The 15,793-nt window shown below is 63.9% G+C and carries 15 protein-coding genes; 10 read left to right on the forward strand and 5 right to left on the reverse strand.

Annotation, left to right across the window (positions count from 1 at the left end):
- Positions 1 to 133: 133 nt before the first annotated feature.
- The 5 genes from BM045_RS13825 to BM045_RS13845 are packed head-to-tail and all read left to right on the forward strand — an operon-like array spanning position 134 to position 4,284.
- Positions 134 to 1,078, forward strand: a complete 945-nt coding sequence (locus BM045_RS13825; RefSeq protein WP_211198459.1) for an ABC transporter permease — start codon at positions 134 to 136, stop codon at positions 1,076 to 1,078.
- Positions 1,075 to 1,926, forward strand: a complete 852-nt coding sequence (locus BM045_RS13830; RefSeq protein ID WP_092184272.1) for an ABC transporter permease — start codon at positions 1,075 to 1,077, stop codon at positions 1,924 to 1,926. Before BM045_RS13825 ends, BM045_RS13830 begins: the two co-directional genes overlap by 4 nt.
- Complete coding sequence (locus BM045_RS13835) at positions 1,923 to 2,732, forward strand: ATP-binding cassette domain-containing protein (RefSeq protein ID WP_092184274.1); 810 nt, start codon at positions 1,923 to 1,925, stop codon at positions 2,730 to 2,732. The genes BM045_RS13830 and BM045_RS13835 overlap by 4 nt, the downstream gene beginning before the upstream one ends.
- Positions 2,729 to 3,475 (forward strand): ABC transporter ATP-binding protein, encoded by a 747-nt coding sequence (locus tag BM045_RS13840; RefSeq protein WP_092184276.1) that lies wholly within the window; start codon positions 2,729 to 2,731, stop codon positions 3,473 to 3,475. Before BM045_RS13835 ends, BM045_RS13840 begins: the two co-directional genes overlap by 4 nt.
- Positions 3,476 to 3,486: 11 nt before the next feature.
- Positions 3,487 to 4,284 carry a DUF1684 domain-containing protein gene (locus BM045_RS13845; protein WP_092184277.1) on the forward strand — a complete coding sequence of 266 codons (798 nt, stop codon included), beginning with the start codon at positions 3,487 to 3,489 and terminating at the stop codon, positions 4,282 to 4,284.
- Between the two features lie 86 nt (positions 4,285 to 4,370).
- Here the strand turns inward: BM045_RS13845 and BM045_RS18935 are convergent, their stop codons facing one another.
- Positions 4,371 to 4,514 carry a hypothetical protein gene (locus BM045_RS18935; RefSeq protein ID WP_170848512.1) on the reverse strand — a complete coding sequence of 48 codons (144 nt, stop codon included), beginning with the start codon at positions 4,512 to 4,514 and terminating at the stop codon, positions 4,371 to 4,373.
- On the opposite strand from BM045_RS18935, the gene BM045_RS13850 reads away from it, so the two are divergent.
- The 5 genes from BM045_RS13850 to BM045_RS13870 all read left to right on the forward strand — a co-directional run bounded on the left by BM045_RS13850 (position 4,513) and on the right by BM045_RS13870 (position 9,826).
- A complete protein-coding gene (locus BM045_RS13850) occupies positions 4,513 to 5,280 on the forward strand; it encodes an amino acid ABC transporter substrate-binding protein (protein WP_092184793.1) in 768 nt (255 codons plus the stop codon). The genes BM045_RS18935 and BM045_RS13850 overlap by 2 nt on opposite strands.
- Before the next feature lie 79 nt (positions 5,281 to 5,359).
- Positions 5,360 to 6,040 (forward strand): amino acid ABC transporter permease, encoded by a 681-nt coding sequence (locus BM045_RS13855; RefSeq protein ID WP_092184279.1) that lies wholly within the window; start codon positions 5,360 to 5,362, stop codon positions 6,038 to 6,040.
- Complete coding sequence (locus BM045_RS13860; RefSeq protein ID WP_092184281.1) at positions 6,037 to 6,780, forward strand: amino acid ABC transporter ATP-binding protein; 744 nt, start codon at positions 6,037 to 6,039, stop codon at positions 6,778 to 6,780. Before BM045_RS13855 ends, BM045_RS13860 begins: the two co-directional genes overlap by 4 nt.
- Before the next feature lie 106 nt (positions 6,781 to 6,886).
- Complete coding sequence (locus BM045_RS13865; RefSeq protein WP_092184283.1) at positions 6,887 to 9,184, forward strand: Tex family protein; 2,298 nt, start codon at positions 6,887 to 6,889, stop codon at positions 9,182 to 9,184.
- A 129-nt stretch (positions 9,185 to 9,313) separates the two neighbouring features.
- Positions 9,314 to 9,826, forward strand: a complete 513-nt coding sequence (locus tag BM045_RS13870; protein ID WP_092184285.1) for a transglutaminase-like cysteine peptidase — start codon at positions 9,314 to 9,316, stop codon at positions 9,824 to 9,826.
- Here the strand turns inward: BM045_RS13870 and BM045_RS13875 are convergent.
- The 4 genes from BM045_RS13875 to BM045_RS13890 all read right to left on the reverse strand — a co-directional run bounded on the left by BM045_RS13875 (position 9,823) and on the right by BM045_RS13890 (position 15,793).
- Positions 9,823 to 11,007: a hypothetical protein gene (locus tag BM045_RS13875; RefSeq protein WP_092184286.1), complete on the reverse strand. Its 1,185-nt coding sequence runs from the start codon at positions 11,005 to 11,007 to the stop codon at positions 9,823 to 9,825. The genes BM045_RS13870 and BM045_RS13875 overlap by 4 nt on opposite strands.
- A 3-nt stretch (positions 11,008 to 11,010) precedes the next feature.
- The gene (locus BM045_RS18940) at positions 11,011 to 12,003 is read right to left on the reverse strand and encodes a hypothetical protein (protein ID WP_170848513.1); all 993 of its coding nucleotides are present in this window, start codon (positions 12,001 to 12,003) and stop codon (positions 11,011 to 11,013) included.
- A gap of 206 nt (positions 12,004 to 12,209) precedes the next feature.
- Positions 12,210 to 13,544 (reverse strand): HlyD family type I secretion periplasmic adaptor subunit, encoded by a 1,335-nt coding sequence (locus BM045_RS13885; protein ID WP_092184288.1) that lies wholly within the window; start codon positions 13,542 to 13,544, stop codon positions 12,210 to 12,212.
- On the reverse strand, positions 13,544 to 15,793 hold the full coding sequence (locus BM045_RS13890; RefSeq protein WP_244523006.1) for a type I secretion system permease/ATPase: 2,250 nt from the start codon (positions 15,791 to 15,793) through the stop codon (positions 13,544 to 13,546). Before BM045_RS13890 ends, BM045_RS13885 begins: the two co-directional genes overlap by 1 nt.

A 15,793-nucleotide genomic window follows, 5' to 3' on the forward strand; every position in this document is an offset into this window, starting at 1 on the left:
CTAACAGTCTGCTAACGCATTCGGGGGTCGGGTGAATGGCGCAAACGCCATTTGTCCGGCCCTCGCCATTGGGCTAGAGATCGCTCACGCGCCCCATGGCTTTTCGAAAGACCGTCCCATTCTCGCCTATACAATACGCCGGCTGGCCATCCTCTTCCTGTCCCTGCTGATCGCGGCCGTGGTGCTGTTCCTGTTGCTGCGCCTGCTGCCCGGTGACCCCGCCAATGCGCTCCTCGGTGTCGGGGCGACGGAACAACAGATCGCCGCCGCCCGCGCCCAGGTCGGTTCCGACCAGCCTATCTGGCTGCAGTTCCTCGGTTTTATCGGCAACCTCGCGCGCTTCGACCTCGGCACCTCCTTTGTCAGCCGCGCCTCGGTGCTCGATGAAATCGGCAATCGTCTCTCGGTCACCCTGCCGCTGACCCTGCTCGGTTTCGCCCTGGCCCTCGTCATCGCCATCCCCCTCGGCGTCATCGCCGCCGTCCACTCGGCCCGCTGGTATGGCGCCGCCATTTCCGTCATCTCCCAGCTCGGCATCGCCATTCCCGTTTTCTGGGTCGGTATCCTGCTGGTGACGCTTTTCGCCATCAACCTCCGCCTCCTCCCCTCTGGCGGTTTCCCCCTCAAGGGTTGGGCCAATCGGGGCGAAGCCGTCACGGCTATGATCCTGCCAGTCATCACGATTTCCCTGGTCATGGCCGCCTCGCTGCTGCGCTATGTCCGCGCCGCCACGCTCGACGTTCTGGGCAGCGATTACATTCGCACCGCCCGCGCGCTCGGCGCCTCCTTCCCCGAAGCCCTGATCCGCCACGGCCTACGCAATGGTGCCGTTCCGGTGGTTTCCATCCTCGGCATCGAACTCGCCAGCACCTTCCTCGGCGCCGTCGTCATCGAACGCGTCTTCTCCCTGCCCGGCCTCGGCTCCATGCTGCTGCTCGCCATCCAGCAGCGCGACTATCCCAATGTGCAAGGCGTGCTCTTCGTCTCGACCCTGCTGGTCCTGCTCATCGGCTTCGCCGCCGACCTGCTGCAGCGCCTCATCGATCCCCGCCTGCGTGAGCGGGTGGCCACATCATGACAACCGTGGACCAGATCGCCCCGCCCAAACGCCGTCGCTTCGTCTCCCTGACCCTCTGGGTTGGCCTGGCCTTGGTGACGCTCCACATCATCACCGGCCTGCTGACGCTGGTCTGGACGCCCTATGATCCCGCCGGCATGACCGGTGGCCGACTGGAGGCACCATCCCTCCTTCACTGGGCTGGCACCGACCGCCTCGGCCGCGATTTCCTCACCCAGATCATGATCGGCTCGCGCATCGCTCTGATCGTCGGCACCGGCGCCGTCGCCATTGGCGCCGTGATCGGCGTCACGCTCGGCCTGCTCGCCGCCTTTGCCAGCAAGCTGCTCGACGATGCCCTTGCCGCAACCCTCGACATCCTGATCGCCTTCCCGACGCTTCTTATTGCCATGCTGGTGGTCGCGGCCGCCGATACTGCCAACCTCGGCTCGGCCATCTTTGCCCTCGGCATTGCTCTATCGGCCATCGTCGCGCGGCTGACCCGCATCCTGACCAAGCGCGTGCTGCTGATGGACTATATCACCGCCGCCCGCACCTCCGGCACCTCATGGCTCGGCGTGGTCTTCCGCCACATCCTGCCCAATATCTGGCCGACGCTGTCGGTCAGCTTCGCCTTGCAGTTCGGCCTTGCCGTCATTGCCGAAGCCTCGCTCTCCTATCTCGGCCTCGGCGCGCCGCCGCCCAACGCCTCCTGGGGCCGCCTGCTGCAGGAAGCCCAGGGCACGGTCTATACCGCCCCCATCGGCGCCATCGCCCCCGGCCTTGCCCTGGTCTCGCTGGTCATCGGCATCAACCTCCTCGCCGACGGCCTCCGCGATACGATCGATCCCACTAGGCGCGCCCGATGAGTGCTGTTCTCGATATCCGCCAGCTCTCGCTGCATACCGAAGCCACCCGCCTGCTCTCCGGCGTCGACCTCACCATCACCCTAGGCGAACGTGTCGGCCTGATCGGCGAATCCGGCTCTGGCAAGTCCCTTACCGCCATGGCCGCCACCGGCCTGCTCCCGGCAAATATCCGCGCCTCGGGCAACATCACCCTGGCTGGCCAGCCGGTGATTGGCGCCTCCGAACACCAGCTCAATCAGCTGCGCGGCACCGCTGTCGCCGTGGTGTTCCAGGAACCGCTGACCGCCCTCGACCCGCTGATGCGCATCGGCAAGCAGATCGCCGAACCCCTGCGCCGCCGCGCCGCCCGCGACGGCCAGCGCCTCACCGGCACGGCGCTCGATGCCGCCATCTTCGCCCTGATGGCCGATGTCGCCCTGCCCGATCCCCAGCGCATCTCCCGCGCCTATCCGCATGAGATCTCCGGCGGCCAGCGCCAGCGCGTCGCCATCGCCATGGCGCTCGCCTGCCGTCCGGCCCTGCTGATCGCCGACGAGCCAACCACGGCTCTCGACGTCACCACGCAGGCCGAAATCCTCCGCCTGCTCGACCGCTTGGTCCGCGAGCGCAACATGGCTTTGCTATTCATCAGCCACGACCTGCCCGTCGTTGCCGGCATTGTCGATCGCGTCGTGGTGCTGCGCCAGGGCGAAGTGGTCGAAACCGGCCCGGTCCGTGACGTCTTCGCCCAGCCGCAGCATGCCTATACCCAATCGCTGGTCGCTGCCGCGCACGCCTTCGATGCAGCTCTGGGAGACGCCCCATGAGCCTCCTCAAACTCGACAACGTCAGCTTCGGCTATTCCAGCACCAAGACGGTTCTGGACGGGGTATCGCTCGATATCCAGCCCGGCGACAGCATTGGACTCGTCGGCGAGTCCGGCTCCGGCAAGTCCACCCTGCTCCGCCTGCTGCTCGGCCTGACCCGCCCCAACAGCGGCAGCATAAGTTTCAAGGGCGCCGCGCTTGATCCGCGCAATGCCGCCTTCATGCGCGCCTATCGCCGTCAGGTGCAGGTGGTCTTCCAGGACCCCTATTCCTCGCTCGATCCGCGCCAGACCGTGCTCTCCATCGTCGCCGAACCGCTGCGTTCGCTGAAGATCGCCGGTGATCACCGCCAGATGGTCATCGATGCACTGGTCTCAGTCGGTCTCGAACCCGATATCCTCACGCGCTATCCGCATGAATTCTCCGGCGGCCAGCGCCAGCGCATCGCCATTGCCCGCGCCATCGTGGCCGGGCCCGAACTCCTCCTCGCCGACGAAGCGGTCAGCGCGCTAGACCTCTCGACCCGCATCCGCATCGTTGAATTACTGAAGCAGCTCAGCGCCAAAATGACCCTGGTCTTCGTCTCGCATGACATCGGCGTTGTCGCCGCGCTGTGCGAAAAGATCGTCATCCTCGAACAGGGCCGCATAGTCGAAGCCGGCGCCACCAGGCCCATCCTGACCAATCCGCAACATCCCTATACGCAGCGGCTGCTGTCCAGCGTGCCGCGCATGCCAGCCTGAAGGAGCCCATCATGGCCGCACCCACCGATTATCTCGCCCAGCTCGACGCCTGGAACGTCAAGCGCCTCGCCGACCTCAAGGGTCCCAATGGCTGGCTCAACATCATCGGCCGCTTCTGGCTCGAAACCGGCACAGTCACCTTTGGCAGCGCCGCCGACAATGACCTCGTCCTCTCGTCCGGCCCGGCCCATGCCGGCTCCATCACCCAGGACGACAATGGCACCGTCACCTTCACGCCCGTCAACGGCGTGCCGCAGGTGCTGGCCCTCGCCAAATACAATCCGCCGCGTTTCACCGTCGAAAACCTGCTCTGCGAAGTCACCACGCTCAACGGCGAAAACGCCCTGCGCATCCGCGACACCGCCTCTGCAGCACCCGCCGCGCTGACCGGTATCGACGCCTTCCCGGCCGATCCGAAATGGCGCATCGAGGCCGAATGGGTGTCGCTGGAAACGCCCAAGGGTATGACAGTGGACACCAGCAAGTCCATTCCCACCGACGTTGAAGCCACCCACAAGGCGGTGTTCGCCATCGACGGGCAGCGCTACGAACTCTTCGCCACGCATGGCACGGCGACATCGCCGCAATTCGTCATCCGCGACCTGACCTCGCGCGACTCGACCTATCCGGCCTCGCGTTTCGTCTTCGGCGAAGACGTCACCGACACCACCATCACGCTCGATTTCAACAAGGCGATCAACCCGCCCTGCGCCTTCACTGAACACGCCGTCTGCCCGTTGCCCCCGGCCGAAAACGTGCTGCCGATCCGCATCGAAGCCGGCGAAAAGCGCCTGCCCGACAGCCACTGAGACCAAATAGGCCTTCGGCGCCGGAATCCACCGCCCAAGGTCATGCTTCTGCAGGCGTCACCGGCGCAATGCAGCGCTACGAAAGTCTATGATTGCAGCATCCGCATATCGGCCGCCAGCGCCCCAGGAAAACATCCATCCAACCCGTTGAAACCTTGCTCGCGGACGTGCAATTTGCCCGCCAATAAGGCCGGATTGCGAGTGAAACCGGCCACCAAGGAGACAAGCATGAAATTTTCCAAATGGCTTCTGGCAGCCGGCATTCTGGCCGTCGCAACGCCAGCCTTCGCCCAGTCTGCGCTTGAGACCATCAAGTCGGCCGGCGCCTTGCGCATCGGCACCGAAGGCACCTACGCCCCCTTCACCTTCCATGACGCCAGCGGCGAACTGGTCGGCTTCGACGTTGAAATCGGCCGCGCTGTCGCCAAGCAACTCGGCGTCGAGGCAGAATTCGTCGAAGGCCCTTGGGATGGTCTGATCGCCGGTATCGACGCCAATCGCTATGATGTCGTCATCAACCAGGTCGGCATCAATGCCGATCGCCAGGCCAAATACGACTTCTCCGAACCCTATATCGCCTCCAAGGCCGCCCTCGTGGTGCGTGGCGACAATACCGAAATTACCAGCTTCGAAAGCCTCTCCGGCAAGAAGTCGGCCCAGACCCTGACCAGCAATTTCGGCAAGCTGGCCCAGGAATATGGCGCAGAACTCGTCGCCACCGAAGGCTTTGACCAGTCGGTCGCTTTGGTGCTGCAGGGCCGCGCCGATGCCACCATCAATGACAGCCTGAGCTTTTTCGACTTCAAGACCCAGCAGCCCGACGCCGACGTCAAGGTCGTCGCCACGGCCGCTGACGCCGATTTCTCCGGCGTCCTGCTGGCCAAGGGCAAGCCGGAACTGCTCGCTGCCATCAACGAAGCGCTGGCCGCTATCAAAGCCGACGGCACCTATGCCGAGATTTCCCAGAAGTATTTTGGCGAAGACGTCTCCCAGTAGCGCCTGAGCCACCAAGCCTTTAGAAGGATCGGGCGACCAGGTCGTCCGGTCCTTCTTCTTTTGAACTGATGGAAACGCAATGCCGCCCTGGCTTTCCCTGATGATCGAGTCGCTGCCCTCCCTGCTCTGGGCCTGCCTGCTCTTCACGGTTCCGCTGACCCTGCTCTCCTTTGCCCTGGGCCTCGCCGTCGGTTTCGTCGCCGCCATCACCCGGCTGTTCGCGCCAAAGCCCCTGGCGATGGTGGTCCGCTTCTACGTCTGGATCATTCGTGGCACGCCGCTCCTGGTGCAGCTCTTCCTGATCTTTTACGGCCTGCCCAGCGTCGGCATCGTGCTCGATGCCTTCCCGGCCGCGCTGATCGGCTTCACCCTCAATGTCGGCGCCTATACTTCGGAAATCATCCGCGCCGTGCTACTCTCGGTCCCCAAGGGCCAGTGGGAAGCCGCCTATTCCATCGGCATGACCTGGAGCCAGGCGCTGCGCCGCACCATCCTGCCGCAGGCCACCCGCATCGCCGTGCCGCCGCTGTCCAATACCTTCATCTCTTTGGTCAAGGACACGTCCCTGGCAGCCGCCATCACCGTCCCCGAATTGTTCCGCGCCGGCCAGCGCATCGTCGCTACCAGTTACGAACCTCTGATCCTTTATGTCGAGGTCGCGCTGATCTATCTGGTGGTCAGCTCGGTGCTGTCCAGCCTGCAGGCCCGCGTCGAAAAGCGCTTCTCACGCTATGGTGGTTACATGGAGGCTGCATCGTGATCGCCGTCGACAACATCCACAAAAGCTTCAACGGCACCGAAGTGCTCAAGGGCGTCAGCCTGACCGTCCCCGAAGGCAGCGTCACCGCCCTGATCGGCCCCTCCGGCAGCGGCAAGAGCACGCTACTGCGCTGCGTCAACCTGCTGGAAACCCCACAATCCGGCCAGGTCCGCATCGACGATGCTGTCGTCACCTTCGAGCCGGGCCGCAAGGTCGATCGCGCCCATGTGCTGGCACTGCGTCGCAAGACCGGCATGGTGTTCCAGAATTTCCAGCTCTTCCCGCATCTGACGGCGCTGGAAAATGTCATGGAAGGCCTGCTCACCGTGCTCAAATGGTCGCGCGAGGATGCCCGCCAGCGTGCCATGGCGCTGCTCGACAAGGTCGGCATGATCGCCAAGGCCGATGCCTGGCCGGCCAATCTCTCCGGCGGCCAGCAGCAGCGCGTCGCCATCGCCCGGGCACTGGCGCCGTCGCCAAAAGTCCTGCTCTGCGACGAACCCACCTCGGCTCTCGACCCACAGCTTGCCGCCGAAGTCGTCGAAGTGCTGGCCCAGCTGGCGCGCGAAGGCACCACCATGCTGATGGCGACGCATGACCTGCGCCTGGCCTCCACCATTGCCGGCAATGTGCTGTTTCTTGACGGCGGCGACATCGTCGAAACCGGCCCCTCTGCACAGGTCTTCGGCAAGCCCGTCGATCCGCGCACGCAGCGCTTCGTCTCGTCACTGACCGGCTGACCAGCCGCGGTAGCCACTCTCACAATTGAGGAAATCGTCCCGTGCCGGGTGTGCCGCCCGGCCCGGGGCGACTATGGTCGCGTCAGCCGAACCGAAAAGTAGATTCATGTCCGCACTCGACGCCCGCATTGCCGCCCAGATCGCCACCGAAGTCGCTGCCCGCCCGGACCAGGTGGGCGCCGCGGTGGAATTGCTCGACGGCGGCGCCACGGTGCCTTTCATCGCCCGCTACCGCAAGGAAGTGACCGGCGGTCTCGACGATACCCAGCTGCGCCTGCTCGCCGAGCGCCTGACCTATCTGCGCGAGCTGGAATCCCGCCGCGCGGCAATTCTCAAATCCGTCGACGAACAAGGCAAGCTGACGCCGGCATTGACCGCCTCGATTATGGGCGCCGCCACCAAGGCCGAGCTGGAAGACCTCTACCTGCCCTTCAAGCCCAAGCGCCGCACCAAGGCCGAAATCGCTCGCGAGCGCGGCCTCGGCCCGCTGGCCGAAGCCATCCTCGCCAACCGCAGCGCCGAACCATTGCGTCTGGCCGAAGCCTACATCACCGACGAAGTGCCCGGCACCAAGGAAGCGCTGGAAGGCGCCCGCGACATTGTCATCGAGGGTCTGTCGGAAAATGCCGCCCTGCTCGGCCAGCTGCGCAGCTATATGCGCGACAAGGCCATGCTCAGCGCCAAGGTTGCCAAGGGCAAGGAAGAGGCCGGCGCCAAATTCTCCGACTATTTCGCGCATTCCGAACGCTGGAACAAAGTCGCCGGCCATCGTGCCCTCGCCATGATGCGCGGCCGCGACGAGGACTTCCTCAGCCTCGATATCGAGGTCGATGCCGATGTCACCGATCCGATCAGACCTGCCGAGCGCCTGGTCGCCGGCGCGCTCGATGCGCAGGGCACCGGACCGGGCAATCAATGGCTGCGCGACGTCGCCGGTTGGGCCTGGCGCACGCGCCTGCGCGTCACGCTTTCCATCGACCTGATGGTCGAACTGCGCGAGCGCGCCGAGGTGGAAGCCATTCAGGTCTTTGCCCGCAATCTCAAGGACCTGCTGCTGGCCGCCCCCGCCGGCGCCCGCGCCACCATGGGCATTGACCCCGGCATTCGCACCGGCTGCAAGATCGCTGTGATCGACGCCACCGGCAAGGTGCTGGATACCGAAACGATCTACCCCCTGCAGCCGCGCAACGACGTCATCGGCGCGCAGGCCGCCATCCAGGCGCTGATCAAGAAGCATGGCGTCCAGCTCATCGCCATCGGCAATGGCACCGGCAGCCGCGAGACCGAAAAGCTGGTCACCGACCTGATCGAGCGCCTGCCGGCGCCCAAGCCGACCAAGGTCATCGTTTCCGAGGCCGGCGCCTCGGTCTATTCCGCTTCAGCCTTGGCCGCCGCCGAATTCCCAGACCTCGACGTCTCGCTGCGCGGCGCCGTCTCCATCGCCCGCCGCCTGCAGGATCCCTTGGCCGAACTGGTCAAGATCGAGCCCAAGGCGATCGGCGTCGGCCAATATCAGCACGACGTCGACCAAGCCCGCCTCAACCGCTCGCTCGATGCGGTGGTGGAAGATGCGGTGAACGCCGTCGGCGTCGATCTCAACACCGCCTCGGCACCTCTGCTCGCCCGCATCTCCGGCCTCGGCCCATCAGTCGCCGAAGCCATCGTCACCCATCGCGATGCCAATGGCCCGTTCCGCTCCCGCAAGGCACTTCTGGAAGTCCCCCGCCTCGGCCAGCGCACCTTCGAGCAGAGCGCCGGCTTCCTGCGCATTACCGGCGGCGCAGAGCCGCTGGATGCCTCTTCTGTACACCCCGAAGCCTATGGCGTTGCCCGCAAGATCGTCGCCGCCTGCGGCCGTGACCTGCGCACCATCATGGGCGACAAGTCCGCCCTGTCCGGCCTTGATCCAAAGAGCTTTGTCGACGACCGCTTCGGCCTGCCCACCGTGCGCGATATCCTTGCCGAGCTGGAAAAGCCCGGCCGCGACCCGCGTCCCGCCTTCAAGACCGCGACCTTTGCCGACGGTGTCGATGACATCAAGCATCTTGTGCCCGGCATGCAGCTGGAAGGCACCGTCACCAATGTCGCGGCCTTCGGCGCCTTCGTCGATATCGGCGTGCACCAGGACGGGCTGGTGCATGTCTCCCAGCTGGCCGACAAATTCGTCAAGGACCCGCACGAGGTCGTCAAGGCCGGCGATGTGGTGAAAGTCCGCGTCATGGAAGTCGACGTGCCCCGCAAGCGCATCGGCCTCACCATGCGCAAAGAAATCGCCACCACTGCTACACGCGAACGTCCCCGCGACCAGCCGCTCCGTGCCAATCAGCGCCCACCGCAGGAAGCCCCACGCAGCACCGGCTCGCTCGGCGACATGCTCAACGACGCCATGCGCCGCAAGAAATAGCGTGACTCCCCGCAGTCACCACTGTTAGCGCTTCGCTACTTTGGTGTGGAGATTGCGCGGAGCTGTGAAAAAGCTTTAGCAATCCCTGCGTGGCACCCTTAAGCGGACAGATTAAGGGACCCGGAACCGATGATTCGCATCAAAGCACTTGCCGCCAGCGTCGCGCTTGCTGTTGTGAGCCTGTCGATCGGGCCGGTCGCCGCGGCGCCGGCGCCGGTCGGCTTCCAGATCATGTGCCTGCAGTTTCCCGCCGAATGCCAGGGCGGCGGCAGCCATAAGGTTTTGCTGACGGAAGCCATGCTGGTGCAGATCACCCACGTCAATTCGCAGATCAATCGTGCCATCCAGCCGCGCAATGACGCCGGCGCCGATATCTGGAGCGTCGGCGTTTCCTCCGGGGACTGCGAGGATTATGCGCTGAGCAAGCGTCGCGCATTGATCGAAGGGGGCCTGCCCCCCAGTGCCCTGCGCTTGGCCTATGTCAAGACGCGCACCAATCAGGATCATGCCATCTTGATCATCAAGACCGACACCGGCGATCTCGTACTCGACAATCTGGCCGGTCAGGTCCTGCCCTTGGGCAAGACCGCCTATCGCATCATCGCCGCCTCCGGCCCCGACCCTATGGTCTGGAGCCGTTAAGGCGCACCCATACGGAATTCCAGATCGTCGGCCGTAAATTGCCAATAACGCGCCGTGGCAAAATCCAGCCGTGTCACATCCCTCATTTCGGCCGCGAGATAAACCGGGCCCAAGGCCGACAATGTGACCTTCTGCTGATAGACCTGTTCCTCACCCCGCCAGCCGGTGATGGTCAACGTTTCGCCTTCCGCCTGGAAGGTGGAAATGCCAAAGGCGCCGCCGACGAAGTCGAAGGGCACTTTTCTGCTGATCGCGGCAGGATGGCCCGAGCCGTTATAGGCAAGGAATTCACCGGACATGGCCCCGTTTCGATAGCCCGCCGGCTCGTAGAATTTCTGCTGCGTCATGACGAAATTATCCCAGTTCAGGCCCGAATAGCCCGAGGGCACCTTCAGCACGCCCTCAGACTGCAGATCGTCGAAAGTCACCAGCGTGTCCGCTGCTGCCTCGATGACCGGCTCTTCCCACCAGGTGTCGCCGAGAAGAACGGGGATGGCCTTTACCTCGACCGCCGTGCCCGCGTCACCGCTGGTAAAGCGCCAGCTACCCGGTTCGACCGGCGCAGAAAAATGGCCGTCATCACCCGCTATTTCTATTGTCTGGCCGCCCTGCATCGTCAGCTCCAATGCTTCCCCATCGCCCAGCGCGGGCAGCGGACCGGAAATGCTAAGGTCCGGCGCGAGGCCGACTGGTGACAGCGGCGGCTTGGCGACGATGTCGGCGGGCGAGCCCGGCATCATCTCGAACTCGGTAAACTGCTCGACATTGCCGGTGGTCAACTGCCAATGCGGTGGGACCAGCGTGCTGAACTGGTAACGTCCGGCGAACAGGATGTCGGCATTTACATTGCTCCCCGACATCTTGAAATTGGCAAAGCCGGCGGAGTTGGACTCCGTCGAACTGGCTGGTCCGAGGCCCGTGGCATCGACGATAATGCCCGACATTGGCCGGTCACCGAGATCATAGATGCCATCTCGATTGGCGTCGCGGAACACGAAGACCGAAATATTGAGCTGGCCGCCGGAGGGTTCATCCCATCGGGTCAAGGGCGCATAGGGCTCTTCCGCCCAGGTGAAGGCGGTTAGCGACTGGAGCACGAATAACACCGCGCTCCAGCCCAGCCTGTCGAGGCGCAGCGGGAACGCCAGGTTCCCGCTACCTTTGCTGCCGGATTGGCGCATCCATCAGCTCCCGCAACCGCAGCCGCCGTGACCGCCACCATGATGGCCACCGCCGTTGTGGCCACCGTTACCGCCGTTGTGGCCACCGTTACCGCCGTTGTGTCCGCCGTTACCGCCGTTGTGGCCACCGTTACCGCCGTTATGGCCACCGTTACCGCCGTTGTGGCCGCCGTTACCGCCGTTGTGGCCGCCGTTGTGGCCGCCGTTGTGGCCGCCGTTACCGCCGTTGTGGCCGCCATTGCCACCGTTATGGCCACCATTACCACCGTTATGGCCACCATTACCACCGTTATGGCCACCATTACCGCCGTTGTGGCCGCCATTACCGCCGTTGTGGCCACCATTACCGCCGTTGTGGCCGCCATTACCGCCGTTGTGGCCACCATTACCGCCGTTGTGGCCACCATTGCCGCCGTTGTGGCCACCATTGCCGCCGTTAGATCCGCCGTTCCCACCGTTGGATCCGCCATTAGAGCCGCCGTTGCCGGAGCCACCGTTGCCAGATCCGCCATTGCCGGGATCGACAGGTCCACTGCTGGGCGGGGGGACAACCGCAGCAGAGTTCCCGCTGCTTGAACTGCTGTCATTGGAATCGTCGGAATCGCTGGTGGTCGCGACGGGAATGGCCGCTGTCCGGATGCCAAGGCAAAGCGAATTCGCAATGTCGAGGATTTGCTGCGCCGTGCTTTGGCGGTTGGCACCCTCGGCCAGCACGCGCAGGCCATCGGCAGCATTGAGGCAAACCGGCCGGGGTACCCGCGGCAGGTCTGCTGCCTGGGCGATGCTGACAACCAGCGTGATAATCTGCTGATCGTCCGGATTGTTCGGGGGAGAGATGAAGGCCCGGGCAACCGGCAGGCAGTTGTTTGCCCGTGGAATGTCGGGACATTCGCGCAACACCGACGCGACGGTGGAGAACTGTTGGGCCTGAACCGGCCCAGAGATGACGGACAAGGCTAGCGCCAAGGCCGCCCCAGCAAAGATCTTAATCTGCATTTTTCGCTCCTGTTTAAAGAGCGTGACCCGTCATCTCAAATGCCTCAGATCCGAAGTCTGTCCAATCGGTCATAGAATGCACTTACTGATAACAAGATCGCGCAGATCATAAGATACTTTGGATGATCTTGCTTTAAATCGTACACAATATGACTAGGAACCAAATGGATAGTATTGGTTTAGTACGTACAACTAGGTAAATCGATCTAGTATTCCCGGAAGGCGCGCGCCATGCTGTCGGCGATCGGCTTGACCAGATATTCAAAAAACGTCCGCTCATGCGTCTGGATCAACACCTCGGCTGGCATGCCGGGCGTCGGGCTGAAGCCATGCACCCGGTCGAGCTGGGCCTGCGACAGGCTGATGCGGGCCAGATAGACCTCGCGGTCGCGCGATGCCCCGGTCGTATCGGTTATCGAGTCGGCCGAGACATAGTAGACCTCGCCCTCCAGCATCGGCGTGGTGCGCTGGTTGAGCGCCGTGAGGCGCACCGTGGCCGGCTGGTCGCGATGGACTTCGTCGATCTGCATGCGCGGGATTTGCGCTTCGATGATCAATGGTACATCGGCCGGTAGGATTTCAATGATCGGCTTGCCGGTTTCGATGACGCCGCCGGCAGTATGATAGAACAGCCGCACGATCGTGCCGGCCACCGGCGCCCGCACCGTCGTGCGATCCAGCACATTGTCGGCCTGGCGGATCTGCTCGCGCACCGCGTCGAGTTCGGCCTCCACCGACTGCAGCTCGTCCAGCGAGGCCTGCTGTGAGGCGTCGCGCAGCTGGATCATCTCTTTGACAAAGCGGGCGATCTGCGCATCGGCGGCCTGGATATCGGCTTCGAGCTTGGCAATGTCACCCTGGGCATCGGCCACGGCGCGTTCCAGCTGGTTGATCGAGCTGCGCGTCACCAGGCCCTTTTCCAGCAGCGATGAGCGGTTGGTCAGGTCGGCAAGCAGCAACGTCTCCTGCGACCGCATCGACTCCAGTTGCGCCTGCTGGCCGTCGCGCTGATAGCCGAGAGCCAGCATATTGTCCTCGAGCACCTCGGTCTCATTGCTCAGCTTGGCCCGGCCGGCGTTGAAATTCTCCTGCTGGCTCTGCACGATCGCCACCACCTCGGGATCCGACATCTGCTCGGCCAACACGGCCGGCACGCCATATTCGGTGGCGCCGCGCGATTCCGCCTGCAGGCGCTCGAGGATTGCCTCGAGCCGCAGCCAGCGGATGAACAGCTGGCGCGCATTGGACTTGGCTTCGGTCTCATTGAGCTTGATCAGGATATCGCCCTCGCCCACCTGGTCGCCCTCGCGCACCAGGATGGACTCAATGATGCCGCCCTCAAGGTGCTGCACGATCTTGTTCTCGCCAATGGCCACGAAGGAGCCCGAGGCGATCACGGCGGCAGCCAGTGGAGCGGTAAAGCCCCAGGCCGAAAAGCCGCCCACCAGCACCACGACCAGCAGCATGCCCAGCGCGGTCTGCCGGCGGATGGAGCGTGGCACATCTTCGTACCAATCAAGGCTGGCGATCTGGGTTGCCATTATGGGGTCTCTCCAAGGGCCGGCTTGCCGGGATTGAGATTTTGCATGCTGCTGCCCGAGAGGGCCTTGAGCACCTCGGTGCGCGTGCCGAACATGCCGACCGAGCCATTGTTGAGCACCAGGATCTTGTCGACATGCTGCAACAGGGCCGGCCGCTGGGTGATGGTGACAACCGTAATCTTCTGGTTACGGGCATGCACCAGCGCCTTGGCCAGCGCCGCCTCACCCTGCGAGTCGAGGTTTGAGTTGGGTTCGTCGAGCACCACGAGCTTCGGATTGCCGAAGAAGGCGCGGGCCAAGGCGATGCGCTGCTTCTGCCCGCCCGACAAAGGCGCGCCATCGGCGGCGACAAAGGTTTCATAGCCCTGCGAGAAGGAAGCGATCAGGCTATGCACATCGGCCAGCACGGCCGCATCATAGACCGCCTGATCCGGCACATCATCGCGCATGCGGGCGATATTGGCCTTGATCGAACCAGGGAACAGCTGCACGTCCTGCGGCAGATAGCCGATGCTTTCGCCAAACTGGCGCTGGTCCCAGTTGCGCAGGTCCATCATGTCGAGGCGGACGCAGCCAGAGGTCGGCAGGATGGACCCCACCAGCAGCTTGCCCAAGGTGGTCTTGCCCGAGCCGGAATTGCCGATCACCGCGAGGGACTCGCCCGGCTGCAGCGAAAAGGAAATGCCGTTCAGTACCACCGCCTTGTTCGGGGGCGGAACAAAGAGGATGCGCTCCACATCCAGGCGGCCCTTGGGCTCAGGCAAGAGGAGGCGCTCGAAATTGAGCGGTGAGGATTGCAGCAGCGCACGAATGCGTCGCAGCGAATTGCGGAACTGGGTAAAGGCATTCCAGCCTTCGATGGCGCCCTCGATCGGGGTCAAAGCGCGGGCTGCGATGATCGAGGCGGCAATCACCATGCCGCCGGTCATCTGCCCTTCGATGGCGAGGAAGGCGCCCCAACCCAGGATGATCACCTGTGTCAGCAGGCGGCAAGCCTTGGAAAAGCTGGAGATCACCACATTGCGGTCCTGCGCCTTGACCTGTGCGCGTAGCGACAGTGCGGTATCGCGGCCCCAGATGCGCACTGCCTCGGGGATCATCGCCAGAGCATTGATGATCTGGGAATTGCGCGACATGGAGTCGAGATGCGAGGTCGCCCGGCTGAGGAACGTATTTGCCTCCGCGAAGGGCTTTGCCGTGGTGCGCTGGTTGATGGTCGCCAATATCAAAAGGGTCAGCGCGGCGCCGATGACGATATAGCCGAGATGGGGATGGATCAGGAACACCGCCACCACGAACATCGGCGCAATCGGCGCATCCAGCATGGAGAGCAGCGTGCCCGAGGTGATGAAACCGCGCAATTGCTGCAGGTCGCCCAGCACCTGATATTCGCGGCCATTGCCATGCAGCGAGGCGCGTGCTGCGGCGCTGAGGATCGGCGCACCGAGTTGCACCTCGACCTCCACCGCCGTGCGCATCAGGATCGAGCGGCGGACAGCATCCAGCACGGTTTGAAGGATAACCGCGCCGACGACCAGAATGGTCAGCATGACCAGCGTATCGATGGAGCGGCTTGTCAGAATGCGGTCCGAGATCTGGAACAGATAGAGCGGTATGGCCAGCACCAGCACGTTGAGCACGACGGTGAAGGCCATGACGATGACGAGATTGCCTTTGACCGCATTGAGGCCGTTCTGGAAGCTCTCGGCAATATTGGGCGCTTGCGAACGACGATGGAAGTTTCCGCCACCACCACCTGACCCGGTCGGTGGCTTGCCATTGGTGCCACCGCTGACCGTCTGCCTGGGCTTGCCCAGCGGGCCCGGCTCTGCGTCGATCATCGGCGGAATGGCAGCCTTGGGCGCCGTTACCCGATCGGCAAATTCGCTGCGCGGTGCTTCGGCGCGCGGTGCAGTGGCCTGTGCTGCGGCAGCGGCGTGAACAGCAGCCGGTGAGAGTGGTGCTACCGGTTCCAGATCGCGTTGAACCTCTGCGACCGGCTCTTCGTCATCCGGCTGATAGACGTCGGCGTCAACCAACTCTTCGGTCAACTCCTGCTCGGCCTCGGCATACTCTTCGGCTTCGATCTCCCGGCGGGCCTCGTCGTCGGCCAGCGCCTCCAGCTCGGCGGCGGCCCAATGGATATCCTGCATGGCCCGATCGAGCGGCGTTGCGGCCGCCTCTTCCGGATCGTGATGCAGGCGCTGGTCGAGATCGTCGTCGGGATAAAGACTACGGTCGTTGGACAT

Origin of the sequence: Devosia sp. YR412 (genome assembly GCF_900110945.1) — a bacterium.
Lineage (GTDB): Bacteria > Pseudomonadota > Alphaproteobacteria > Rhizobiales > Devosiaceae > Devosia.